Genomic DNA, 23,893 nt, shown 5'->3' with positions numbered 1-23,893 from the left:
GCAGCGCAGCCGCATGGATGCGGCGGGCGCAGCGCTGTGTGGCCCGGGAGGGAGCACGGCCATGGCCGACCACGACGTCTCTTCAGAACTCCAACTCCGTTACGTGCTGCCCTTCGAGGCGGCCCCGCTGGAAATGCGCCGCCTGCGCCAGGAGGCCGCCGGCCTGCTGGAGCTCTGGGCGCTCGAATCCCTCGTGGAGGAGGTCCAGCTCGTCGTGACGGAACTCGCGACGAACGTCCTGCATCACGTAGGCGCGGGCGCCCTGGCAGCCTTGGTCCTGGAGCTCAGGGACGGCCGTCTCTGTATCGAAGTCCACGACCAGAGTCACGCGATCCCGCTGGTAACGGGGGTGGAGTGCGGTGCGGAGTGCGGCCGCGGGCTCCATCTGGTCGCGGCGCTCGTCGCGGAGTGGGGCACGCTGCTCACGGCTTCGGGGAAGGCGGTGTGGTGTGAACTGGAGGTCCCTGACGCCCAATTCATCTCTGGCATCCGACGTGCCAGCGCAATCTTGCAGACCTACCAGGATCACCGAGGGCGCCCGCTCCTGTTCGCGGTGAAGGCTCCGACCGGGCTCGCCCAGCCCGCTGTCGAGTTGATCGCCGACTTGCTGCACTGGGCAGCGGCGCGGGGATGCGATCCGGACGATCTCCTGGATCAGGCTGTGGTGCGATACGAGGCGGGGGCGGCTTGACGACCGCGGTCGAGGAAAGGCTCCGACGCGAGGTGCAGGCATACCGGCGGCTGCAGCTGGTTCTTGCTACCGATTTCGGCGTTGACCTGGATCAGCATGTGGTCAGGGCAGCGGCATGAGGCGGGACCCGAGCGAAGCCTGTGTCTCATGGCTCGGCAAGGTTCAGTCGTCTGCGGACTTCTCCATCTCGGCCTTCAGCTCGTCGGGAGTGCGCCAGGATTTGTCGCGGAAGCTCTTGTGACACATGCGGTGGCAGTTGGCGCATAGGAGGGCCAGGTCGTCAGGCTGGGTCTTGGTGGGGCCGGATATGTGGAGGGGGAGCCTGTGGTGTACCTCTATGTAGCCGTCTCCCAGCCCGCCGTAAATCTGATGGAAGTCGAAACCGCACACTTCGCAGCGGATCGTCAGGCCGCTCCTCGTGACGCTCTGGATCTTGCGGGTGCGCAGGCTGCGGTCACGTTCGCGGTAGTGGGCCCAGCGTGCGAGCAGGCGTCCTTCAAGCACGTCGACCGGATCACTGTCTCCGTCGTCAGCCTGCTCCGATATGGCCAGGAGCTCGCCAGAGGCGATTCCTGCGCGAAGGGAGTAGGCGGCGGCGAGCATCTCCGCAGGGTGTTCGGTGAAGTCCTCAACGACCTTGAGGGTTCCTCGGCCTCCCTTCATGAGCGTCCCGTGATAGCCGCGGTACGCCGTCATGATGTTGCTCGTCTTGAGCTTGACGCTGTTCGGGGAACGGAAATTCGGGTCGCTTTCCGCCGCACCTTCATGCACGGGCAGGGCCCTCAGGAGTTCGGACAGCTCCATGATCCGTGGGTCGGTGCTCCGGAGCTCCCGCCAGCCGTTGTCGACGACCAGCGCGCAGGCCAGCAGGAGCTCTTCCCGGGTCCAGTCGTAGCGCGGCATAGGCAATATCGTATGAGTGTTCGCTCTCGCGGGGGCTGTGGGGCAGAAGGGGCGCGGCATGCCGCACACTTGGGAAGGTCGCGCTGTCAGTGGGGTCTGTCACCCTCTGTAATGACTGGTGGCAATCGGCGCCAGTTGAGTAAGTCGGAAAGGAGGGTGCATGGCCAGCACTGAGAGGGAGCTGACCTCGATTGAGATCTGCGCTGGGGCGGGGGGCCAGGCGCAGGGGCTTCACGCCGCGTTGTTCCGGCACCTTGCGTTGATCGAGATCGACTCGCACGCGGTCGCAACGTTGAGGCAGAACGTCGAGCGCGACGAGGAGTGGGATGGCTGCGAGATTATGCAGGGGGACCTCACCAAGATCGATCCCAAGGAGCTCCGTACGGGGCTGGGGCTGGAGCGAGGAGACCTTGATCTCCTGGCCGGGGGGGTGCCTTGCCCTCCATTTTCCCTGGCCGGCAAGCAGCTGGGGAAGCACGACGAGCGTGACCTCTTCCCATACATGCTTGATCTGGTTGATGAGCTTGAACCCAAGGCAGTGTTGATCGAGAACGTTCGGGGGCTCTTGGAGCCGTACGAAAAGTTCCGTGACTACCGCGAAGAGATCCTCACAGAACTCAGGCGCTTGGGATACAAGAAGTGCTACTGGGAGGTTCTGGAGGCGAAGAACTATGGGGTACCGCAGCTTCGTCCGCGCGCCATTCTCGTCGCGTTGAAGAAGGAATACTTTCCCTTCTTTGAGAAGAAGAAGCCTGAGACGAAGCCGCTGCTCACGGTCGCAATGGCGTTGAAGGACACCATGCGTAAGCGGTACAACGCGTCGGACGATCCGCGTGCCGACGAGTGGTATGACCGCTGGCTCGAGAAGGCGGACAGGGGAGTGGCGCCGACGCTCGTCGGCGGCTCGAAGAAGCATGGCGGGGCTGACTTGGGCCCGACGCGAGCCAAGAAGGCCTGGGCGGAGCTCGGAGTGTGTGGGCTTGGTGTTGCGAACGAGATCGTTGAGATGGAGGCAAAGGGGACCGAGGAGCGCGATCTATACGCGGACTCGGGGCCAAAGCTAACGGTGACCCAAGCCGCGCTGATCCAAGGTTTCCCGGATACCTGGAAGTTCTCCGGCGGGAAGACGGCGGCCTACCGGCAAGTGGGGAACGCCTTTCCACCGCCAGTGGCCGAGGCGGTCGGAGTGCAGATCCGCAAGGCATTGGAAGCGGCGCGCGAGGCGGGAGTCGTTGCTCCCGTGAGGAAGCGGAGAAAGCGCAAACTCGTCAGCCAGCGTGACAGTGGTGCGTTGTTCGCGGTCGACGACCTTTCAACCCCTGTCAGCGCGAAGGTGGCTGACAGTGTCGACGATGGCGAGCGCGCAGTCGTCGGGTGACTCGTGTTCCCAGAACCGTAGAACGGTCCAACCGGCTTCCTTGAGGCGCTGGTTGGTGTCTGCGTCGCGGGTCATGTTCCGCGCTACTTTGTCGGACCAATAGCCCGAGTTGGTCTTGGGCGGCACGTAATGCTCGGGGCAGCCGTGCCAGTAGCACCCGTCGATGAATACGGCGAGTTTCACCGGACGGAACACCATGTCCGCAGTGCGCCGCAAATCGGATAGCGGCTTTGCTGCTACCCGATATCTCAACCCTTGAGCGTGAACGAGGTGGCGTACCAGCCGCTCGGGTGCGGTATCTCTGCTGCGGATTGCCTGCATGTTCCGGCGGCGCGCTGCCGAAGAGGCCCAGGAGCCCGCCGGTGGTTCCCAGGAGGGGTCGCTTTTCATGCGGATTGGATTCCTGCGCGCTCGAGGAGGCGATCCCTCTCTGATTTCTCCTTCACTTTGCTTCGCGTGATGGTTCTGACAAGCGAGGGCAGTCGCTCAAAGGTCAGGTCAAGCGAATGGAGATTGTAGAAGTCACCTTCCTTGGCCTTGCGGCACTCCACGTCGAGACCGAGTTCCCTTAGTTCACGGGCTCGACGCTCGGTGTGCACGCTGTCGGCAGTCACGATGCGCAGCATGTCTCCCTCGAGGTCGGTGTTCAGGTTCTCTTGCAGCAGAGAGAAGAGGCGTTCGTGCAGCTGTCCACTGTACGGGGTTTTCAGGAACCCATCGGGAAAGAAGTTTCCGTAGCGCGCGTCGAGTTCAGCTTGTACGCGCGCATGAATTCGGTGGAAATCCTCGTTCCTTTCGGGCAAGTGCATGAACATCCTTGCCTGTAGGGCTCTGGCTGCCACTTTCTTGGCGTATGTGTACGCCACGAAAAGGTCTTGTCCCCGAGTGTGCTCGTCCATCTGTGAAGCCAGGACCTGCAAGGCATGTCGCGTATTGGCCTTTTCCCGCTGCCAGGATTCAACGGGAGGCTCGGGGTCGGGCATGTGCATCTCCGATTGTGTGGGGCGGGGCTGCCTCAAGCCGGGGGCGGCGCAAGGTCCAAGTGCTGGGCTGCTAGGGCCTGGAGGGTCCGTCTGTCGTTCTGGGAAGTGCTGTTCACGGCTTGTGCGAACCAAGGCGCGATCCATGTTGAACTCCGATAGGGCCATTCGCCAAGCCGAAGTGTGGTGCCCGGATGCCAGTGAGCAGAGGGTGGCTCCTCTGCTCGGATCGCTGCCTCAAGCGCGACGTCGGGTTCATCGTCGCTCGGTGTGCGTCTGCCGAGTTGAGCAGTAACGCCAATCAGCCACCAGGTCAGACGTTGGATGTCGGCCAGATCATCCATCGTTCGCAGTGCCGACGGGCTGAGCCCTGCGGCCTTTGTGGCGGCCAGGACGAGTTCAGTGGGAGGGGCCGCACCGACAGCTCCGGAATCCGTGATGACAGGGTTGCTCGGGACCTCCGCAGCTCGGTCGATCTCTTCGTATGTCGTATCGGCTATGCGGGCGTGCAGATACTGCTTCACACCGCGGTAGAACTGTCCGGGAGTTTCAATGCGCAATTCGGTACCTGCGCGGATCCTCATCTCGGTGGCCAGTGAGGGCCATGGTCGGCGCTGACCCCCCTCTGTCTCATACCAGTCTTCTTTTGTGTCACTGGAAACGAACAGCAGGTGCTCACGTTCTGTCGAGTCGCTGGCAAACCGGATTACCTCCTCCCAGAGCAGGTAATCGCCGGCCGCGTCGATTGGGGTTCCCTTGCCTGCGTCGGAGAACCCCGGAGGGATCTTGTTGGGAAACCTGTATGAAGATGCCTCCTCAACTCTGTGGCGCAACTCGTCCGGGCTGGGCTGAGCGGCCACGTTCTCGCCGAAGAGTTCGGCAACCTTCGGTAGGACCGGGTCCTCTGCGTCAACCGATGAAAGAGCTATGTCGCTGCCTGCGCTCAGGCTCTTCACACGTGCGATGAGTTCCTTCTTCCAGTCGCCAAGCAGTGCATCAATGGACTGGCTGGATATGAGCGAGGCGAGTTCCTCGCTGCCCGTGATGTCCCGGGCGTACTTGAGGAGCAAATCCTGCACGAGTTGCCTGGCGGCAATGATTGCCTTGTTGGCCTCTCCCATGTGCTTGTTGATGGAATTTGGAGCGGCCTTCAGGGCCTTGTGCCGTTCGGCGATGACGCGGTGGCGGCCCTTGACGAATTCCAGTCCAACCTGGTGCGGGAGCCAAAGACGGTCCTGGACCGACGCAAGGGCCTGGAGTACTTCGGCACGGGCATCAGGGGTGTACTCGTACAGGCTCAGGAGCACATTCGTGTCGAGTACGACGGTGCCCTGGGAGAAGAAGGCCGCTCTGTCAGGGCTGTCCTCTGGCGGATTCCGCTGCAGCCAGTCCTTGTACTGCCTGATCAACGGCAGCTCCCGGGGCTGATGGGGATCGCCTGGCACTGCTCAACTCCCTTGCTCGGTATGGAGAAACGCCCGGAGACTCATGTGCCGCTGATCGCGGTGTGTGTAGGAAGCAGCGGGCCGCGCTCGTAGGGGTCATCATGCCCGGCACATGTCCACATCGAGCCGTCGAGTTCGATTTGTGGCTGGGAAGCGTGCTCCGACCTGGCCTTGACTACGCGGACGCTGACGAATTCGCCTTCCTGTGGCACGGGGATGCCCAGCCGGGCGGCGATGGCCTGGTGGCTGGCGTAGTCCCCCATGATGAGGATCCCTTCGGGGCGCAGTGCGGAGCGGGATCCACCGTTACCGCGAACCCGCTTCATGTAGTCCTTCTGCTGAGCGACTGTCCGGACGACGTTCCGGCCGATCCGGCGTCCCTGTGCTCGCCTGAAGAGTTCGTTCAAGCGCTGCTGGCCGGACTTCGGAGCGAACACCGCGTTTCGGTCGCCGGGATTCATGTGGAGCAGCACGTTTTCGGGAAGCTCCTCCTCGAACCACAGCCAGTAGATCTTGTTTCGGTGTTCGGCTTTGAGGGTGTGCTTCATGTCCCTGTTGGTGCCATTCAGCCACTCGCGGTGTATCCGTACGACGCCGGCACTCCAGCGGGACGTGTAGTCGTCGGCCCACAGCACGAGGCACAGGTGCCCCACGGCCTCAGGCGGGATCATCCAGCCGCCGAACAGCTGGGAGTACTTGCAGTCCACGTCGACGCCGGCGATCCGGTAGTCCATGGGATCGCCATCGTCGAACTCGAACTCACGCTGCAGGTTGATCTCCACCATCGTGCCTGCGTGCGTCTTCTCGGTCTTGAAGAGCGTCTTCCAGTCGTAGCGTCCTGTCACCTCGCCATTGAGGAGCTGGTCGATGGTGTCCCGGAGCACTGCGGCGAACCGCCTTCCCTCCGGATCGAGTGACCGGATGCGCTCGGCTACTGCGACGAGTTCCGCGTCCTGCCTCACGAGCTCCTGGTTCACGATCCAGGAGGCCGCAGTCTTGTCTCTCTCGAAGGGGAGCAATTGCCTTTCCTGTTCGGTGTGTTGCCAATGGGTGCGTTCAGGTGTGTCAACGATAGTCGTGCGGTTGACGGTCTTCGGCGACTGTCATCACGGCCCCTCGAATCCGGTGACCAGCGCGTTGACACGAGACGGTGCCTTGTCCAACAGGAAGTCATCGACGAACACGACGTCCGGCACGCCCCTCTTGTCCGCTGCCGCGGCCTGCCGGACACGAATGATCCGAGCGGCATTCATCTCGGAGTCAGTGGCCTCGAAGGGGCTCTTCGCAGTGACCCAGAGGCGCCCCTCGAAGAGGACCGCCGGGCCGGCTCCCCCCAGGTCGGGCACGAACTCGGCCTCGTCTTCCGCGAAGTCGCTTGACCAGTTCGTCAGGAGTCGGCTCGCCTGCCGGGGCCGAATGCCTTCCGAGGTCCTGCCGGAGAGGATGGAGAGCAGGTCCTCAGCGAGACGCCAGTCGAGGAGTGAGTGGTAGGCCATATTGGTGTAGTCGCGCAGGCACTCGTAGCAGGAACCGCCGCACTCTTTCCCATGGTTGCCGGTGCGGAACCTCTCCAGCATCTGGCGCGCGGCGGTCATCAGCTCCCGGAAGACATCCGGCTCGGCGAGGTGAGTGCAATAGCCGGCCCCATTGTCGAGGGTGTCGGAGAGGAACGCGAAGGTCCGGGCGCGGTTGTGCGCCGAACCCGCTCCGTGGATACCCGCGGCGATCTCGTTCGGCTGGACCTGCAGGATGTCGCCGGCCGCCACCCGGAGCAGTGCGGCGAGCGAGTACCAGGCGGCACGCCGCCCTGACCGATCATCGGGGAAGCCCGTCACTTGGGGGACAGAGGCGAGGTTCAGTCGGAGGCCGAGTTCAGGGAGCTCACCCGATGTCGGCCCGAGCAGGAAGAGATCGGTGTGCTGGACCGCGCCAATGGCGGTGCTGACCGTGCTGCTGTCCGTCCCTGTATCGGTCGACAACCACGGGGCGTGGACCGACGCCGCTTCGGCCTCGACAAGAGCCCCGGACCACTTGCCGGTCGCCTTGGCGGGGGAGAAGTGGAAGAGACGTCCGCTGTTGTCATTCACCGCGTAGCGACGGCCCTTGCCCGCATGGACAACCAGCCTTGATTCGATGTGCTTCAGTGGCGCGCCGGTCTCCAGGTCGGCAGCGGTGCGGGGTGACAGCGATCGGGCGCGCCACGAGAAGTTGCCGTCGAAGTCCCGGGGCTTGCCACCGGTGAAGAAACCGGCGGGCTGGCGGAGCGGAATCTCCCGGAATGATCCGTCGTCGGCTTCGCATGCTGGGCACGGAAGATTCCGTACGTCGGTGTTGTCGTGTGCCTCGGATTCGGGCCTGGGCTTCGCATCTTCGTCGAGGTGGCCGCAAGCCCGGCACATACCGATATGGCGGGCCTCGCCCAGGGGATCCGATACCGCTCGTGGGTCTCTTCCGGTGGGCTCATAGGCGGCGACGCCGAGCGCGGTGTGCACGCTCCCGTCCTTCACGGTCTCCGCACCCGGCGCGAACTGGGCGATGGCGATGTCGAGCGAGCGGTCCACCACGCCTGGGGGAGGCCAGGGATAGGACCGGATCGGTTTGCGGGTGTAGAGGTAGCGGGCGGAGGTCGGGAAGCCGAACATCGGGAGGACGCCGGCTTCCGCGAGTCGCTGGCTCAGGTCCTGGTGGCCGTGCGGCGCCTCCGCGACAGCTGTCACACGGGAGATGAGACCCTCCGTGATCCAGAGTATGGCGTCCTCGGCCATGCCCGTACCGCGCGTGTGCGCGGCCAGGGCGTCGGCGAGCGCGCGGATCTGTCGGTGTTCGGATGTGATCCACGCTTCGATCTCGAATCGGACGGCTGTCCAGTCCTGAGCCAGGCCAAATCGCCCGTGAACATTTCGAGTTGGATCGAGTTCGGATTCGTCCGACGAGGCCTCACGGGTGGCGTCGAAGGCTCTGCGCAGTACCTCGGAGGCCAGCACACGCCGGTAGATGTCTTCCATTTCCGTGGACAGATAAGGCGCGGGAGTGGGCGCGTCCGTGATGCGCTTCGGGTCCTGGAAATAGTGCTCATCGTGGCTTCGGCCGCGGCATACGGTGAGGGCCAGGGCGACGGGCGAGCCACGTCGTCCAGCGCGTCCAACTCGCTGCTGGTAGTTGAAGCGGGTGGGCGGCATGTTCGCCATCAGCACGACGGAGAGCGGACCGATGTCAACACCGGCCTCCATGGTGGTGGTCACGGACAACACGTCGAGGGTGTCGGGCCGGGGCTTCTCCGTCTCGTCCAGGAGGACGCCTTGAAACCGGGCCTGGCGGCCTTGAGCCTCAATTCTGTCGGTTTGGCCGGTGAGTTCCGCCGTGTTGAGCCGGAAATTGCCGGTTCCGTTATTGGCCATCCAGGCGTAGTAGTCGTCATCTGGCGCGTTGAAGGGGATGGCCTCGTTCGGGAGCGTGGTTCCGCACTTGGTGCAGATGCCAGTCCCGGGGTGGAGGTGCCGGCGTGTGCACTGGCCGCAAGTCCATGCCTTGTTCTCTCCATGGCGGAGGGCAACGTGTTCGGGCTGGATGACATAGCCGACAACCGCGTTGCCCCATGCCTGCTCCGCCTGACGCTGTACGTCCTCCGCCGTACTGCCGCCCCCGGATGCCTCCGCAATCTTTCGCCAGTAGTCGCGCAGGGGGCGGGGAGGTGCGTCAGCGGCGGTGCGCAGGCCGGCGAACCTGCGCAAGTGGCCCAGTACACGCAGGCTGCCGCGGATGAGCGCAGCGTTCGAGGAGCGGGGAGCGTCGAGTGACGTCTTGTCGGTCGAGAGGGTAAGCCAGCCGAGACCAAGGGACTCGAAGTCCCTTCCTGCACTGCCGAACAGGCCCATCAGGAGTTCTCGTCTGAGAGACTCCCAGATCTCGTCCCGGAGATTTCGCTGCCGCTCGCTCAGCATGCTCGACGACTCATCGCGGACTTTGCCATCAGGATCGTCGGGCCACCGATAGAGCGAGGACCAGGGTGAGGCCGGGGAGCCCTGCTGGTACTGGGTTCTCTGGAGCGACGCTCCGGGCCCGCCCGGATTGACTCCAAGATGGACGAGATGCTCGGCAACGGTTGCGGCGTGGCTGTCCAGGCTGGGGACCCGGCTCAGCACTTCGTGCAGATCGGCTTCGGTCTCAGGGGCGGGGGTGTCGTCGAGGTCGTCCAGGCCGCCTGCCGAATCGGACTTCACGAGCTTTTCCCACGCGTCATACGTCTCGCGGTCCCGGGCGCGGAGGCGGGAGCGGGCCGCTTTGGCATCGGCCACGTAGATCGGTGGCGCCACGTCCTTGCGGTAGTAACCCTGCACGGTGGCGAGGTCGGTCACAGGTTCACCTTGCTCCGTGACCTCCTTGGCGAGGAGGAGACGCTGGAGGTCCTGGTAGTGCCGGAGTCCAAGGCCTGCCGCGAGTTTGGCCGCGTCCTGACGGCTGTCGGAGAAGACGACTGCCTGCCGATGAGTCAGCTGCGAGAAGATTCCGGTGGTCAGTACCTGGTTGACCTTCTCGAAACCGGTGCGCATGGATCGTACGGGTGTGCGCAGACGCCTTGGGTCACTCAGGCTGAAATGCTCACTCCCGATGTTGCGGATCTCCCAGTTGTCGTTGCAGGCGGGACAACGGGTCGGGGCAGCAGGGAGGTTCTCGGGTTTGAGGCGGCTGTGCCCGCGTTTCGTCTCCGGGATGCTGACGTGGAAGGACCATCCGGTGTGGTTCCGGTGGTTGCGCAGTGTGCCCGTTCGCGGATCGTAGGAGCTCCGTTTGAACTCGAACTCGGCGCTCATGGCCCCCTTGTCCGAGCTGGAAGTCCAGTCGTGCTTGTCCAAGGAGGGCTCCCGCGTACGGGGCCAGTAGACGACGTAGTTCGCGGCATTGGCACCGAGCGATGCGTTGTCGGGCAGCGAGTCGAGATCAGGGAGGTCCGCGAGTAGTCCTGCCTCGAAGCCCTTGGCCCTGCGCTTCTTGAAAGCGGATTCGGGAGCGTAGCCGCCCAGGAACACATCCCCGCAGTTCTGGCAGTAGAGCAACTCCAGGACCCTGGAGCCGCAGTCACAGCGAGACGTTGGACGGGAGTAGAGCTTGCCCACTGTTCGGTCGCTCTCCGACTCCCGGGCTATCGCGCTGCACGTCGGATCGGAACAGGCCCAGACTCCGGGGATGTTGCGGAAGAACAGGTGTCCGCGCAGCCGTGGAGCGTCCGGCAGTGTGGTGGTGCGCAGCGCCGCGAGGACACCGGACATCGCCGCTCGCCGCTGGCTTGCGTCCCGAGCAGCAGGGAAGAGTCTGTCGGAGACCGAGGTGTCGAAGTCCGAGGTGAGGCGATCCCCGTCGCGCAGGGCATTGGTGAGTGCCTCACCCGCCTTGGACCGAGCGAGGAGTTCGTCCGACTCGGTAGGATCGGGTTGCTGAGAAAGTTGGGCGAACTCGGTGGCGAAGCCGGAGACATCGGTGGCGGTGTCCGCGGGCAGGACGAGTCGGCCCCCAAGTACTTCGAAGCGGTCGCGCTCGACCCCGAAGAACTCCTGGAGGAAGTCGAGATCGCGCGGCGCCTCGAGTGAGGCGGACGCCGCCATCACACGGAATTTGTCCGGCCTGTGGTCGAGGCCCAGACGGTGCCGGAGGTTCCTCAGCAGATAAGCGATCTCGGTGCCCGCTGTCCCGCGGTACATGTGGAGCTCGTCGACGACCAACGTGAAGCGTGCGTCGGGTACTTCGTCGAGCCAGCGGCGAGTCTTCTCGAAGATTGCCGACTCGCGTGGCCGCATCAGCATGACGTTCAGCATGCTGTAGTTCGTGATCATGATGTCTGGTGGTGCCTGGAGCATGTCCCAGCGTGAGCGCATTTCGCCGCCGTCGAGGCGCGGGATGAAGTACCGGGCGTCGCCTTCGAGGCTCTGAGCCCGGCGACTGCGCTTCTCGGACTCGGCGAATTCCTCGCGGAGAGTTCGGACTCCGGTGGGGGAACCGATCTCGCCGGGCACCGGCGTGGCACCTGTGTACCGGCCGAAGTAGAAGCGGTGGCCGGGGCGTCGGCGCGCGAGCCATTCGCGGACACCATCGCTGTCCAGAGCCTTGCGCAGACGCATCATCTGGTCGTCGACCAGCGCGTTCATCGGGTACAGGACGAGGGCGCGCACAGCGGCGTGCCGCCCGCGCTCGCCCGTACGCTGCGCCTGGAAATCCCCGTTGGGTGAGGGCCACCATCTGTTGACCGGCAAGGACGCCGGTGTCCACGATTCGGATTCGCGTATCAGGTCCGCCAGAATTGGCAGCAGGAACGACTCGGTCTTCCCGGACCCCGTGCCCGCCGTGACGACGACGTCCCGGTTGTCCCGCACCGCCGCGGCAAGCGCTCGGTGCTGGTGCTCGTACAGCGACGGAACCTCGTGGAGGAGTCCAAGTTTGACCAGTTCGGCGAGATCTGGATGAGCCCCTACGGTGTGGACCGAGTCGGCGATGCTCATGCCCGAGGTGACGTACTGGGGCCGTACCTCGATCAGCGGTCGCCGCCAGGCGCCACCGTCCCGGTCGAACAGCAGCCGCCGTTCCTCCTGGAGTTGCTTGTCAGCGAGGCCGAATGGTGTGTCGTAATAACGGAAGAGGGCGTCCTTCAAATGCTCGAAGGAGCCGATGACATCGAGATCCGGAGCTTGCGAGGCTGAAGGCTCCGAGGGCGAGGCGTCGTTCACTGCTGGTCTCCGAGGGTCTGTCCGAGCGAGCGTGCGATCTTGATGGCGACGACTTCCGGGACGTTGTCGTACGCCAGGTTCTCTGCCCCCTCGTTGATCCGCGGGGCAAGGCCGGAGCACATGGCAGCCACTCTTCGCTGGAGGTCCGGGAGTGGGTAGCCCCAGTCGACGAAGAGTGTGCCGGTGCGGTCTCGGCCGCAGTCTTCCTCTGGGAGCCACCGCAATACGTCGGCGGCGTTGCCCTGGAGCGCGAGCACCGCGTAGACACCGTGTTCGTGTGAGGCTTCGTACCAAGTGTCATCGAGCAGGACTTGGCAGGTTCGCTTGCCGTCTCTCCGCTTGAGCCGGTACAGGCCCTGGCCTTGAGGGCGGGGGACTGGAACATAGCGACGTTGGTCAAAGTCGTACTGCTCCAGAGGCGCCCCGAACTCGGGAACCGAGGTTCTCTCCGTAAGAACGTTGTCGGAGAGGAGCGCCGCACCTTGGTAGGCGAAGCAGGGGGCATGCTCCACGCACAAGTCCTCTGCCAGTTGGGAGAGTTCGCTCACCTCGTTGAACCGGACGAGAAGGGACGCCGGGAGCGGGATGTCCTGCGAAGGCCGGTCCGAAGGGGCGCGGTACAGCTCGACGAGCCCGTCCTCCACGCACTGTGTCAGACGCCGATCGAGAGCCGCGGTGCGACTACCTGTGAGGACGGCGAGTCCCTGTGCTCTGGGCAGAGGGGTGAGTACGGGAGGTGCGGCCGACCACTGGCGTCCGGTCCAGTCGATGTCGAGGTAGGCGAGGGAGACGGCGTCGCGCAGCCAGCGGCCTGGCGCGCCCGGCCCGATCTCGGGGCAGTCCTTGGTGCCGAGCCACCACAATCCCTGCTTAACCTCAGAGAGTTGGCCGGTCGCTTCCTCGCTGAGCCACCGAAGAAGCAGGTCACCGATATCCATCACACTGCACCTCGATCGTGCTCGTTGCCGATTGCCCGTGCGGCTTCCACGTAACGGGCCCAGGCCGGGAGGCCGCATCTGCCACCGGCGTGCGCTCGACGCACTACATCGGCCCACTCATACTCCTCCCCGGTCAGTTCGGGGGCAGGGATGTCGGTGTTGACGGCTCTCACCCACCAGCGCTGGGAGGTTCGGTACACGAACCACACTGATGTGGAGGGGGCTTCGACCTCCAGGGCGGGTTCGGCGGCTGCCGCCGGCACCCGCTTTCTGATCCACGGAGGGGGCTTCTGGCCTCGCACAGGCACGACCCCGCCGTACGGGTCGAGGAAGAACGCTTCCTGGATCCGGGACCTGACGATCACCGAGTGTGGCAGTTTGATCGTTTCCGGGACGACGGCTCCCCTGAGCCACGTCCCGCTGTCGTCTGTGGTGCTGACGCGAACAGCCGCGGTTCCGCCGCACTTATAGCCAAGACTGCCGGTCTCTTCCGGCAGACCCTCGTGGAGCCCCTGGTGCACGGTGAAGACATGACTGCTCGACGTAGTGCCGACTTGGTGCGTTCCTTCCTCAAGGGAAAGCTTCCTCAGAGGGAAAGGAACCCGGGGGTCGGCCTTCAGTTTCGTCGTGCGGCCATTCAGCGTCACATCGACTGTTCCGTCGGGTGCCTGGGCGGCCGGGAGCAGCAAGTCCGGCTCGGCACCACTGAGGTAATGGCCCGCTACGCCGGAACCCGACGGGTATTCACGGGCGATGCGTAGTCCGCCCACGAGCTTCGTGTCCCGGCGTACCTGCGGTTGCAGGACGTAGGTGTGCTCGTTCTTCGAGTTCAGAGTCCTGGTGAACGCTGAGGCGTCGACCGCGCGAACTCTCTTGAAGAGTACCCACCCTGGAACAGGGGCCTTATATTCCGGGACCATTCTGGAGTCGAGCGAGGCGAGCATGGCTCGGACCTTCGCGGCCTCGGCTGAAGAGGCCAGGATCCAGTGGTGTTCGCCAGGCTCGAAGTATTCCGTACTGACCCACTCTCCGAGGTCTGGATGCATGCGGAGCAGGACGACCTCTTGCGGTACCCACTCGATGACGAGGTCGCTTCCCTCGAGCCGTAAACCGAGTCTGAGCTGAGGTTCAGACGGATTGAGAGTCTCCAGCCCCGAGTACACGCCGCCGTAGTCGGACCGCAGGGAGAAGGACCGGCCGCCATGTACCTGGACGGTCGTCTCATCGATGCCCTCGGCTATGTCCGCGAGCCATTCCAGGCGCTGCCCTCGTTCGGTCACCGCAAGCCGTAGCCCTGCCGCCTTTCGGCGGTGTGTCCGCTCGGGCTCGTGAAGTGTGCCGTCCCAGTCAGCGGCGAGCCGTTCGAGGAGGGCGGCGATGTCGATGAGCGGATCGCCCTTGCCGCTCTGGGAGGCGAGCCGCACCTCGTTCATGAAGCGCGGGGAGAACTGGCGGCCACGGCCCGCGCTCCATACAGCGAGTCGGCGCAGAAGCTCCCGACCCGGAACCCCCGTGGCGTTCCGTGGGCGGAGCCGTGTCGTCGCGAAGAACCGAGTGAGCATCTGACGGTCCGACGTGCGGACCAGCGCTTGGGAGACCGGGTAGCCGACCCGCCAGAAGGTCTTGTCCGTGCTCACCGTGCTGGTGCCGTACAGTCCACCGGCTTCGTCGAGCCATGAGCCCAACTCGGCCCACATCGCGGCTACGTCGTCCAGGGCCTGGTTGAGTCGGTTCGCCTGGTGTCCCTCCTGCGGAACACCGAACAACTGGTACCAGCGCCCGCGGTAGTTCGTACGGCGCATTCCATCGGAGGCCGCCATGCGAGTGGCCGCGAGAACGGAGGCTGCGAGCACGGGAAGGCTTGGGGGTGGGCCGACGCTCCCTTGCGAGGCCCAGAGTCGGCAGTCGTACCTGATCCCGTGGAGGAGTGAACGGTCCGACCTCCCCCAGTGCATCCGACTTGAGACCGCATCGGTGAGCGGTGTCTCGATTCGGTGTCGTTCGGCGAGCTCACGCTCCACGTCGTCATCGACGTACAGGACCGTGTTCTGCAATGCGTGAGATGCACCAAAGAACTCCTCGGACAACACCTCGCACCACTGGTCGTACGCCTGGCTCATCTGCATATCCATGCCCACGGTTTCGGTATCGGTCGATCTGCGTGGGGTCGCCTGCTCACCGAGGTTGGTGCATGCTGAAACATGACCATTCTCGTACGCGCGAACACGCCTGTTCATGGGGGTGATTGAGACGGTAGCGCGCGACGGTGAAAGTGAGAAGGAAAATCTGTAAGAGGAAGCCGACGGTTCCGACGGAACGTCTAAGTAGCTTTCGAAATAGTCAAGTTGAGAACCTGTGACGGGGCATCTCTCGTTGAGTGGGTGTCCGACGCTCAGCCTGCACTGTCCATGATCGCGGGCCATGTTCTTGTCCAGCTTGGTCCGCCACCACTCGGCGTTGGACTTCGGACTCGTCGCGTGCTGCGGGCAGCCGTGCCAGAAGCAGCCGTCCATGAAGACGGCGATCCTGTCCTTGCCGAAGGTGATGTCGATCGTGCGCCGGGGCATGCCGGGGACCGGGACGTTGAGGCGGTAGCGCAGCCCGGCCGCGTGCAGCAGGCGCCGGACCGCCACCTCGGGCGCGGTGTCGCGGGAGCCCTGTCGGCTCATGCGCGCCGAGACGGCGGCGGAGGACGGGGTGGGGTGGGGCATACGAGCATTGTGGCCGAGGGACCGGTGCGGCGGAGGCCCGTCTGGGCCGTCGGCCGATTCGTCAGCGGCCCGTCCCGTGGCACACCTCGTACGCGTCCCCCGACCCGCACCAACACCCCGCCCCACCCGCCGGCGGCCACGCCACCGCGCGTCCACGCGCCGCCAGTGTCGTCGCGTACTGCGGCAGCAGGGAGGCGTCCTCCGGGGAGGAGGACTCGGACGCTGCGAAGGCCTCGTAGGAGGGGACCGTGCCCGTGACGATGCCGAGGTTGGCCGTGCCCGACTCCGACAGTTCGCGCAGCGAGGCCTCCGTTGACGTCAAGTGGGCTTCGTAGGAGGGGTATTCCGAGGAGAGGGCGGGGTACGCCGACAGGAGTTCCGCGTATTCCGTCGAGGGCCAGTGGAGGACGGCCACCGGGAAGGGGCGGGAGAGGGCTTCGCGGTAGGTGCCCAATTCGGCGCGGAGGCGGGTGATTTCGGCCTCCAGCTCTGCCGGGTTTTCGGAGCCGAGGGCCCAGACGCGCTTCGGGTCGTGGAGTTCGTCGAGGGAGACCGACGTGCGGTTGACCTCGTCGGCGAGGTCGTCCCACGTGTCGTGGTCGACCGCGAGGAGGCGGCGGACCCGGTGGCGGCCCAGGAGGAGGGGGTGCTGGGCGTACTCCACGTCGCCGGAGGCGGGGTCCGGGAGCAGGAGGTTCAGCGCCTCCGTGAAGGTTTCGTGGGCCTGTTCGAGTTCGTCGTGGGCTTCCAGGGACTCGGCCACGATGACCCAGGGGCCGGGGTCGCGTGGTGCCGCCGTGCGGACGCCCGTGATGATCGCCCTGGCCTCCGCCTCGTGGCCGTACTCCCACAGGTTCGCCGCCTTCAGCGCGCGGATCAGGGTGGGGGAGTTGAGGGTGCCGGAGGGGGCGGCGGAGAGCAGGGTGTCGTACAACGTCGTCGCGCGGTCGCGGGACTCGGCGAGTTCGTAGTGGGCCGCGGCCTGGAGGAGCAGGTGTTCCGCGTCCTCGGGGTACATCGCCGCCGTGCGCTCCAGGCGCTCGGCTTCCGCGACGTGGTTCGCGCGGTCGGTCTCGGAGGGCGTGGCAGGGGTGTCGGGGCGCATGGGGGACACCGTACTGCCGGAACCTTGGCCGGGTACCCGCCCGATCGGGACGGGACCGTACGCCCCCTCGCTCTGGTGAGGCTCTGGTGAGGCTCTGGTGAGTTCGCGCCCCACCACCTATCTTGCGCGCGTGCTGTCGCAACGGATGCAACGTACGCGTGCCCCCGGGGGCAGGCCCGTCGTCGTCGCCCAGGGGCGGGCCCCACGGTCCGCCGCGCGCCGTGTGCTGTGGAACGGTGCCGAAGTCGCCGTCACCCTCGGCCTCGTCGTGCTGCTGCTCGTCGTGCATCAGCTGTGGTGGACCAACCGGGAGGCCAGGGCCGGCGCCGACCGGCAGGTGCAGGCGCTGGAGCGGCAGTGGGGTGACTCCTCGGGCCCCTCCGGCTCCTCCGGCTCCTCGGACTCCTCGGACTCCTCGGCCCCGTCCACCGAGCCCGCCGCCGGTACCGCCGACCCCACCGTCACCCCGAGCGCCCCCTCCACCGCCCCCGCCGGAACCACCCCCGACTGGGACCAGGCCTACGCCATCCTCGGCATCCCCCGCATCGGCATCCGCGCACCCGTCGCCCAGGGCATCAGCAAGTCCGCCGTCCTCAACCAGGGCTACGTGGGCCACTACCCGGACACCGCCCAGCCCGGCCGCCCCGGCAACTTCGCGCTCGCCGGGCACCGCAACACCCACGGCGAACCCTTCCGGTACATCAACCGGCTGCGGCGCGGCGACACCCTCACCGTGGAGACGAAGTCCGCCTCGTACTCGTACGTCGTCGACAAGACGCTCGCCCAGACATCGGCCGGTGACGGGGGTGTCATCAACCCGGTGCCGCGGAGCCGCGTCGTGCCGGGGGCCGGGTACGACGACCCCGGGTACTACATCACCCTCACCACCTGTACGCCCGAGTTCACCAGCAAGTACCGGCTCGTGGTGTGGGGGAAGCTGAGCGCCATGCGTCCCCGATAGCGGAGGACGTCCCCGTTAGGCTCCCTGTTCGTGATCAAACGGCCCCACCTGCTCTGGCTCCTCGTCCCCTTCGTGCTCTACATCGGCGCGCTGCCCTTCGTGAACCGCGTCGAACCCGTCGTGTTCGGGCTGCCGTTCCTGTTCGTGTGGTTGCTCGGGGCCACCCTCGTCACCCCGTTCGCCGCCTGGCTCACCTGGCGTGGGGACCGCAGGATGCGCGAGGCCGGCAAGTGAGCAACGCCGCCGTTGCCACCACCCTCTTCGGCGTCTTCATGGTCGCCACCGTCGCCCTCGGGCTGCTCGCCGTACGCGGAAAGGGCGGTGGCGGCGGGCTCGCCGAGTGGTCCGTGGGCGGGCGGTCCCTCGGCGCCGTGTTCGTGTGGGTGCTGATGGCGGGGGAGGGGTACACCAGCTTCAGTTACCTGGGCGCCGCCGGGTGGGGGTACAACTACGGGGCCCCTGTCCTGTACGTCGTCGCCTATATGTCCTGCGGGTACGCCATCGGGTACGTCGTCGGGCCGCTGCTCTGGTCGTACGCGCGGCGGCACGGGCTCGTGAGCATCACGGACATGGTGGCGCACCGGTACGGCAAGCCCTGGCTCGGTGCGGCCGTCGCGGTCCTCGTCACCGTGTTCCTGCTCCCGTACATCCAGTTGCAGATCACGGGGATGGGCGTCGTCGTCTCGACGATCTCGTACGGTGCCGTCAGCCTCAACTGGGCCTATTTCATCGGCTTCGCCGTCACCACGCTCTTCGTCGTGGTGAGTGGGCTGCGGGGGAGTGCCTGGGTCTCGGTGCTGAAGGACCTGCTCGTCATCGTCACGCTCGCGTTTCTCGCCTTCTATGTGCCGTTGCACTACTTCGACGGCTACGGGGCGTTCCTCGATCGGCTCGTCGAGGAGAAGAGTGCGTGGCTTACGTTGCCGGGGAGTGGTGGATCGCCGTACGGGGAGGGGTGGTTCGCGACGACGACCTTCCTGAACGCGCTCACCGTCGTCATCTTCCCGACCACCGTCGCCGGGTACCTGGGCGCGCGCAGCGCCGACGCGCTGCGGCGCAACGCGATGTGGCTGCCCGCCTACAACGTGCTGCTCTTCGTGCCCATGTTCCTTGGCATGGCGGCGTTGTTCGTCGTTCCGGGGCTCACCGGGGCCGACTCCAACCTGGCGCTGTTCAAGCTCGTCGTCGATTCGCTGCCCGCGTGGGTCGTGGGGGTCGTCGGGGTCGCGGCCGCGCTCTCCTCCATCGTGCCGATGGCCGTCTTCATGCTGGTCATTGGAACGATGTGGGGGAGCAGTGTCATGTCGCTCGTCCCGCGATGGCGCGGCTCGTCGCGGGTGCAGAAGGCCGGGGCGCAGGTCGTGGTGGTCACCGCCGGGACGGTCGCGCTCGTGCTCACCTATGCCGCGCCCAACACCCTCGTACGGCTCTCCCTCATCTCGTACGAGGGGATGGCGCAGCTCGTGCCGATGCTGCTGGTGGGGCTTGTGTGGCGGAGGTTGAGTCTGGTGGGGGCGCTGAGTGGGCTCGGGGTGGGGGTCGTCATCGTGTGTGTGCTGGTCTTCGGCGGGCACGATCCCGTGTTCGGGGTCAACGCCGGGATTCTCGCGCTCGCCGCCAACCTCGTCGTCACCCTCGCCGTGACGTACGCGTGTCCGGCCGACCGCGACGAACGGCCGGACGACGTCGTGCTCGCGCGGGACCCGGTCACGGACGAGGGGGTCTCCGCCCCGGCGGCATGACTCCGGTCACGGGCGAGCGGGCTTCCGCTCCCGCAGCGTGAGCAGCAGTCCCGCCGCCGCGAGCGCCAGGGCGCCCGACACCATGAACGCCGCGTTCGTGCCCCGGTCGAGGGCGTGGCGGCCGGTCCCCGTCGACGTCGACACCGCGATCATCAGGGCCACGCCCGCGGCCGAACCGATGTAGCGGGACGTGTTGCCCGCGCCCGAGCCCATCGCGGCGCGGTCGGCCGGCACCGAGTCGACGGAGAGCAGGGGGAGCGCGGCGTTCAGGAGTCCGCTGCCCACGCCCGACACGACGAGGCCCGGGACCAGGCGGGTCCAGTGGCCCGAGCCCGCCGCGCCCAGCATCGTCGCCACCGCCAGTGCGTGGAGGACGAAGCCGACGGCCAGTTGGTGGCGCGGCGAGACCCGGCCCGCGAGCCGCCTGGCCTGGAGCGCCACCACGAACGACGTCCCCGACCAGAGCACGAACAGGCCCGCCGTGCCCATCGCCGTGACGCCCATCGTGTGCTGCACGAGCGTGGGGACGTACGAGAAGAGCGCCACGACGGAGACGCCGGTGAAGAAGGCACCCGCCGTCGACGCCAGGAAGAGGGGGCGGCGCAGCAGCGACAGGTCGATCATCGGCGTGCGGGAGCGGCGCTCGATGGCCACAAACGCCGTGAGCAGCAGCACAGTTGCCGCCAGTAGTACGCCGATGGGGGCGCGCAGCCAGCCGTCGCGGCCGAGCGTGAGGGCCGCGAGGAGGGCGGCGAGCGCGAGGCCGAGGGCCAGGGCGCCGGGGAGGTCGGGGCGGCCGCCGCGTGGGGAGCGGGACTCGGTGAGGGCGCGGGGCGCGAGGGCCGCGACCACGGCCGTCGCCGCGGCCAACACCCCGTACGCCCAGCGCCAGTTGGCGAGGTCCGTGACGGCCCCCGCCACCACCGGGCCGAGCGCGATGCCGCCGCTGACGAACGCGCCCCACACCCCGGTGGCCTTGACCCGGCCCGCCGGGGTCGGGAACGCGGACACCAGCAGGCCCAGGCTCGCGGCCAGGATCGCCGCCGACGCCGCGCCCTGCGCGATCCGGGCGAGCGTGAACAGGAGGGTGCTGGTGGCGAGCGCGCCCAGCGCCGTCGTGACGGTGAGCAGGGCCGTGCCGAGGACGAAGGCGCGGCGCCGCCCGTAGTCGTCGGCGAGGCTGCCCGCGACCAGGAGCAGCGCGGCGAGGCCGAGCGGGGTGCCGTTCAGCAGCCAGGCCTGGGAGGAGAGGCCCGTGCGCAGGGACGCGGCCGTGTCCGCGAGCGTGATCATCGGCGCGGTGTACGTCATGAGGGCCACGGCCGTCGCCGCGCTCGTGACGGCGAGGGTGGCGGTGGGGCGGGTGGGCTCGGCGGCCCGGGGATGAAGGGGGTGGGCGAGTACGGGCTGAGTGGGCTGGGGCATGGCAGGGCCTATCCAGTCGCAGGTTCAGTGAATGAACTTACCGGCTCGACGAACGTAGCATGGTCGGTTCGTTCACTGAACCTGGAACGCGGAAAGTGGCTACAGTGGGGCCATGGCTCTCGGCAAGGACTACGCGTCGCAGGAGTGCTCGCTCGCCCGCGCGCTGGAGATCGTCGGCGAACGCTGGACACTGCTCGTGATCCGCGACGCGCTCTACGGGGTGCGCCGCTATAACGACTTCCTCGTCCACCTCGGCATCCCGCGCGCCGTCCTCGCGACCCGGCTCCAGGCGCTCACCACCGCCGGCGTCCTCGAAAAGCGCCGGTACCAGGAGTCGCCGCCGCGCCACGAGTACGTCGTCACCGAGCACGGGCGCGGGCTGTGGCCCGCCGTGCGGGCGCTCGGCGCGTGGGGGCGGGAGATCCCGGGCTCGCTGCCGATGCGTGAGTTCACGCACGCCGTGTGCGGGACGCCGCTCGGCGTCGTCGGCGAGTGCGCGAAGTGCGGGGGCCCTGTGGAACTGGAGGACGTCGAGATGCTGCCGGGCGAAGGACTCGACCGGCACCCCGCCGACCCGGTCAGCCGCGCCCTCCTCGAACCGCGACGCCTCCTCCAGCCCGTCGTGACCGAGCCTGTATAACTGGGCGGGACACGACTACGAGAGTGGTGAGAGGAGGCAGGCGCATGGCAGCACGTACGAGCGGGAGCTCCACGCTTCTGCGGCCCGTCGCCCTGCTGCTCCTCGCCCTCCTCGGCTCGGCGCTCGTCGACACCGGCAGCTTCGTCGGCGCCGTCACGTTCGCCGCGACCGCCGCCGCGGGCTCCGCGCTCGCCGCCTGCGCCGTCCTCGCCGCGCGCTCCGCGCCCACCGTGGCGCCCACCCGCGTACGCACCGCCATCCGCGACCGCGAGCGGCGCACCGCGTTCCTGCCGCAGCGCGATCCCGACGCCTCCGGCCGGCCCCGGCCCCGAGCACCCGGACGTCTCGCCCCGACGGCCTGCTGAACCCTTCCGCTCCGCAGCAGTCCGTCACGCCGAAAGCGCACACCGCGTCCCGTTTCCGGCACGACGAGACCCCCGGAGGGCTCACCCATGTCGTCGTTCATGTCCGTCTTCGCCAGCCTGGTCGAGCACCTCGCCGACCTGCTCCAGCCCCTGCTGGGCGCCTCCGCCACGGCGGCCGCGATCATCCTGTTCACCGCGTTCGTACGCCTCCTCGTCCACCCCCTGTCGCGGGCGGCGGCCCGCGGGCAGCGCGAGCGGGCCAAGCTCCAGCCGCGCATCGCCGAACTGCGCAAGAAGCACAAGAACAGCCCAGAGGCGATGCAGAAGGCGATCATGGAGCTGCACCGCGAGGAGAAGGTCTCCCCGCTGACCGGCTGCCTGCCGATGCTCTGCCAGATGCCGGCGTTCTTCCTGCTCTACCACCTGTTCTCCAACCAGAGCATCGGCGGCGAGCCCAATGCCCTGCTCGGCCACACCCTCGGCGCGGCCCCGCTCGGCGGCCGCTTCCACGACGCGCTCGCGCACGGCGGCCTCTTCGGCGAGCAGGGCCTCGTCTACGTGGCGCTGTTCGCGCTCGTCGCCGCCGTCGCGAGCTTCAACTACCGGCGTACGAAGCGGCAGATGGCGCAGGCCGCCGCCAAGCCGGGCGCGGAGGGGCAGCAGCAGGTGCCGGGCATGGCGGCGATGGGCAAGTTCATGCCGCTGATGTCCTTCTTCACCCTGTTCACGGTGGCCTTCGTGCCGCTCGCCGCCGCGCTGTACGTCGTCACGTCGACGACGTGGAGCTCGATCGAGCGGGCCGTGCTCTACCGGGACATGCCGTACGCGGGAGGGGCGGCGGCCGCGCCCGCCCTCTGAAGCCCCCACGGAGCGCAGCGGTCCGGGTCCAGTCCGTGAACGGGGTATTGCCAGCTGGACGTTCTCCTTGGAGGATCGACCAGTCCTCCGTTGGCTGCCCGCCGCACCGGGCCGTGGAGGCTCCTCCTACTGCAGAGGGAGTTACACCATGAAGCTGCTGCGAGTCGGTCCTGCCGGAGCCGAACGCCCCGCGCTGCTCGACGCCGGGGGAACCCTGCGGGACCTGTCGGAACTCGTCACGGACGTCGACGGGGCGCTGCTCGCCGACGACGCCGCGATCGAGCGCGTACGGGCCGCGGCCGCGTCCGGAGAACTGCCCGTCCTCGACGCGTCGGGGCTGCGGATCGGCCCGCCGGTGGCCCGTATCGGCAAGGTCGTGTGCATCGGCCTGAACTACCACGACCACGCGGCGGAGACCGGCGCCGAGCCGCCCGCCGAACCGGTCGTGTTCTTCAAGGCGGCCGACACGGTGGTCGGCCCCGACGACACGGTCCTCGTACCGCGCGGCTCGAAGAAGACGGACTGGGAGGTCGAGCTGGCCGTCGTCATCGGGCGCACGGCCCGCTACGTCGAGTCCCACGAGGCCGCGCTCGCCTGCGTCGCCGGGTACGCGGTCGCGCACGACGTGTCCGAGCGCGAGTTCCAGATCGAGCGCGGCGGCACGTGGGACAAGGGCAAGAACTGCGAGACGTTCAACCCGCTCGGCCCGTGGCTCGTGACCGCGGACGAGGTGCAGGACCCGCAGGCGCTCGGCCTCAAGCTGTGGGTGAACGGGGAGCTGAAGCAGGACGGCACGACCGCCGACCAGATTTTCCCGGTGGCCGAAGTGGTGCGCTACGTCAGCCAGTTCATGACCCTGTACCCCGGCGATGTCATCAACACCGGCACGCCGGCGGGCGTCGCCATGGGGCAGCCCGAGCCGAAGCCGTATCTGCGGGCCGGGGACGTGGTGGAGCTGGAGGTCGAGGGGCTCGGGCGGCAGCGGCAGGAGCTGAAGGGAGCGTAGGCGCTCTCCGCTGGGGGGCGGGGCGCGCT

The 23,893-nt window shown here is 67.0% G+C and carries 18 protein-coding genes and 1 pseudogene; 9 read left to right on the top strand and 10 right to left on the bottom strand.

Features of this window, described 5'->3' with window-relative positions; genetic code table 11:
* Nucleotides 1–61 precede the first annotated feature (61 nt).
* Nucleotides 62–691 (top strand): ATP-binding protein, encoded by a 630-nt coding sequence (locus tag RBJ65_RS17140; RefSeq protein WP_306322317.1) that lies wholly within the window; start codon nt 62–64, stop codon nt 689–691.
* A gap of 162 nt (nt 692–853) precedes the next feature.
* Here RBJ65_RS17140 and RBJ65_RS17135 read toward each other — a convergent pair whose 3' ends face one another.
* On the bottom strand, nt 854–1,594 hold the full coding sequence (locus tag RBJ65_RS17135) for an HNH endonuclease (protein WP_306322316.1): 741 nt from the start codon (nt 1,592–1,594) through the stop codon (nt 854–856).
* A 160-nt stretch (nt 1,595–1,754) separates the two neighbouring features.
* Between RBJ65_RS17135 and RBJ65_RS17130 the strand changes: the two genes are divergently transcribed.
* Nucleotides 1,755–2,972, top strand: a complete 1,218-nt coding sequence (locus tag RBJ65_RS17130) for a DNA cytosine methyltransferase (RefSeq protein WP_306322315.1) — start codon at nt 1,755–1,757, stop codon at nt 2,970–2,972.
* Here RBJ65_RS17130 and RBJ65_RS17125 read toward each other — a convergent pair.
* From RBJ65_RS17125 to RBJ65_RS17090, 8 genes and pseudogenes are all read right to left on the bottom strand, one after another.
* The gene (locus tag RBJ65_RS17125) at nt 2,907–3,362 is read right to left on the bottom strand and encodes a very short patch repair endonuclease (protein WP_306322314.1); all 456 of its coding nucleotides are present in this window, start codon (nt 3,360–3,362) and stop codon (nt 2,907–2,909) included. The two genes, RBJ65_RS17130 and RBJ65_RS17125, sit on opposite strands and share 66 nt — an antisense overlap.
* Nucleotides 3,359–3,955: a hypothetical protein gene (locus RBJ65_RS17120; RefSeq protein ID WP_306322313.1), complete on the bottom strand. Its 597-nt coding sequence runs from the start codon at nt 3,953–3,955 to the stop codon at nt 3,359–3,361. The genes RBJ65_RS17125 and RBJ65_RS17120 overlap by 4 nt, the downstream gene beginning before the upstream one ends.
* Before the next feature lie 32 nt (nt 3,956–3,987).
* A complete protein-coding gene (locus tag RBJ65_RS17115) occupies nt 3,988–5,361 on the bottom strand; it encodes a PIN-like domain-containing protein (RefSeq protein WP_306322312.1) in 1,374 nt (457 codons plus the stop codon).
* Nucleotides 5,362–5,438: 77 nt separating this feature from the next.
* On the bottom strand, nt 5,439–6,416 hold the full coding sequence (locus RBJ65_RS17110) for a NaeI family type II restriction endonuclease (protein WP_372341402.1): 978 nt from the start codon (nt 6,414–6,416) through the stop codon (nt 5,439–5,441).
* A gap of 87 nt (nt 6,417–6,503) precedes the next feature.
* On the bottom strand, nt 6,504–12,113 hold the full coding sequence (locus RBJ65_RS17105; protein ID WP_306322311.1) for a DEAD/DEAH box helicase: 5,610 nt from the start codon (nt 12,111–12,113) through the stop codon (nt 6,504–6,506).
* A complete protein-coding gene (locus RBJ65_RS17100) occupies nt 12,110–13,051 on the bottom strand; it encodes a hypothetical protein (RefSeq protein ID WP_306322310.1) in 942 nt (313 codons plus the stop codon). The genes RBJ65_RS17105 and RBJ65_RS17100 overlap by 4 nt, the downstream gene beginning before the upstream one ends.
* 2,411 nt (nt 13,052–15,462) lie before the next feature.
* Nucleotides 15,463–15,762: pseudogene (locus tag RBJ65_RS17095) on the bottom strand (very short patch repair endonuclease); the annotation flags it as partial.
* Nucleotides 15,763–15,823: 61 nt separating this feature from the next.
* Nucleotides 15,824–16,867 (bottom strand): SEC-C domain-containing protein, encoded by a 1,044-nt coding sequence (locus tag RBJ65_RS17090; protein ID WP_306322309.1) that lies wholly within the window; start codon nt 16,865–16,867, stop codon nt 15,824–15,826.
* 145 nt (nt 16,868–17,012) lie between these two features.
* On the opposite strand from RBJ65_RS17090, the gene RBJ65_RS17085 reads away from it, so the two are divergent.
* From RBJ65_RS17085 to RBJ65_RS17075, 3 genes are read left to right on the top strand one after another with little or no spacing between them, the layout of a single operon-like run.
* The gene (locus RBJ65_RS17085; protein WP_306322405.1) at nt 17,013–17,828 is read left to right on the top strand and encodes a class E sortase; all 816 of its coding nucleotides are present in this window, start codon (nt 17,013–17,015) and stop codon (nt 17,826–17,828) included.
* 30 nt (nt 17,829–17,858) lie between these two features.
* A complete protein-coding gene (locus RBJ65_RS17080; protein ID WP_372341401.1) occupies nt 17,859–18,062 on the top strand; it encodes a DUF3311 domain-containing protein in 204 nt (67 codons plus the stop codon).
* A gap of 38 nt (nt 18,063–18,100) precedes the next feature.
* Nucleotides 18,101–19,570: a sodium:solute symporter gene (locus RBJ65_RS17075; RefSeq protein WP_306322403.1), complete on the top strand. Its 1,470-nt coding sequence runs from the start codon at nt 18,101–18,103 to the stop codon at nt 19,568–19,570.
* Between the two features lie 6 nt (nt 19,571–19,576).
* On the opposite strand, the gene RBJ65_RS17070 is transcribed toward RBJ65_RS17075, so the two are convergent.
* Nucleotides 19,577–20,995, bottom strand: coding sequence for an MFS transporter (locus RBJ65_RS17070; protein ID WP_306322308.1), 1,419 nt, complete (start codon nt 20,993–20,995; stop codon nt 19,577–19,579).
* Nucleotides 20,996–21,107: 112 nt separating this feature from the next.
* Between RBJ65_RS17070 and RBJ65_RS17065 the strand changes: the two genes are divergently transcribed.
* The 4 genes from RBJ65_RS17065 to RBJ65_RS17050 all read left to right on the top strand — a co-directional run bounded on the left by RBJ65_RS17065 (nt 21,108) and on the right by RBJ65_RS17050 (nt 23,864).
* A complete protein-coding gene (locus RBJ65_RS17065; protein WP_306322307.1) occupies nt 21,108–21,635 on the top strand; it encodes a helix-turn-helix domain-containing protein in 528 nt (175 codons plus the stop codon).
* Nucleotides 21,636–21,679: 44 nt separating this feature from the next.
* Nucleotides 21,680–22,000, top strand: a complete 321-nt coding sequence (locus RBJ65_RS17060; protein ID WP_306322306.1) for a DUF6412 domain-containing protein — start codon at nt 21,680–21,682, stop codon at nt 21,998–22,000.
* Nucleotides 22,001–22,087: 87 nt separating this feature from the next.
* Complete coding sequence (locus RBJ65_RS17055) at nt 22,088–22,858, top strand: YidC/Oxa1 family membrane protein insertase (protein WP_306322305.1); 771 nt, start codon at nt 22,088–22,090, stop codon at nt 22,856–22,858.
* 148 nt (nt 22,859–23,006) lie between these two features.
* Nucleotides 23,007–23,864 (top strand): fumarylacetoacetate hydrolase family protein, encoded by an 858-nt coding sequence (locus tag RBJ65_RS17050; RefSeq protein WP_306322304.1) that lies wholly within the window; start codon nt 23,007–23,009, stop codon nt 23,862–23,864.
* The last annotated feature ends 29 nt before the right edge of the window (nt 23,865–23,893 follow it).

The organism is Streptomyces sp. KL109B (assembly GCF_030766935.1).
Classification (GTDB): Bacteria; Actinomycetota; Actinomycetes; order Streptomycetales; family Streptomycetaceae; genus Streptomyces.
This window is presented reverse-complemented; position numbering and strand designations above follow the sequence as displayed.

Bases quoted from the DNA above. Each gene is read 5' to 3' on its own strand.
- RBJ65_RS17140 (WP_306322317.1), top strand. From the start codon at position 62: ATGGCCGACCACGACGTCTCTTCAGAACTCCAACTCCGTTACGTGCTG.
- RBJ65_RS17135 (WP_306322316.1), bottom strand. From the start codon at position 1,594: ATGCCGCGCTACGACTGGACCCGGGAAGAGCTCCTGCTGGCCTGCGCG.
- RBJ65_RS17130 (WP_306322315.1), top strand. From the start codon at position 1,755: ATGGCCAGCACTGAGAGGGAGCTGACCTCGATTGAGATCTGCGCTGGG.
- RBJ65_RS17125 (WP_306322314.1), bottom strand. From the start codon at position 3,362: ATGAAAAGCGACCCCTCCTGGGAACCACCGGCGGGCTCCTGGGCCTCT.
- RBJ65_RS17120 (WP_306322313.1), bottom strand. From the start codon at position 3,955: ATGCCCGACCCCGAGCCTCCCGTTGAATCCTGGCAGCGGGAAAAGGCC.
- RBJ65_RS17100 (WP_306322310.1), bottom strand. From the start codon at position 13,051: ATGGATATCGGTGACCTGCTTCTTCGGTGGCTCAGCGAGGAAGCGACC.
- RBJ65_RS17090 (WP_306322309.1), bottom strand. From the start codon at position 16,867: ATGCGCCCCGACACCCCTGCCACGCCCTCCGAGACCGACCGCGCGAAC.
- RBJ65_RS17085 (WP_306322405.1), top strand. From the start codon at position 17,013: ATGCAACGTACGCGTGCCCCCGGGGGCAGGCCCGTCGTCGTCGCCCAG.
- RBJ65_RS17075 (WP_306322403.1), top strand. From the start codon at position 18,101: ATGGTCGCCACCGTCGCCCTCGGGCTGCTCGCCGTACGCGGAAAGGGC.
- RBJ65_RS17070 (WP_306322308.1), bottom strand. From the start codon at position 20,995: ATGCCCCAGCCCACTCAGCCCGTACTCGCCCACCCCCTTCATCCCCGG.
- RBJ65_RS17065 (WP_306322307.1), top strand. From the start codon at position 21,108: ATGGCTCTCGGCAAGGACTACGCGTCGCAGGAGTGCTCGCTCGCCCGC.
- RBJ65_RS17060 (WP_306322306.1), top strand. From the start codon at position 21,680: ATGGCAGCACGTACGAGCGGGAGCTCCACGCTTCTGCGGCCCGTCGCC.
- RBJ65_RS17055 (WP_306322305.1), top strand. From the start codon at position 22,088: ATGTCGTCGTTCATGTCCGTCTTCGCCAGCCTGGTCGAGCACCTCGCC.
- RBJ65_RS17050 (WP_306322304.1), top strand. From the start codon at position 23,007: ATGAAGCTGCTGCGAGTCGGTCCTGCCGGAGCCGAACGCCCCGCGCTG.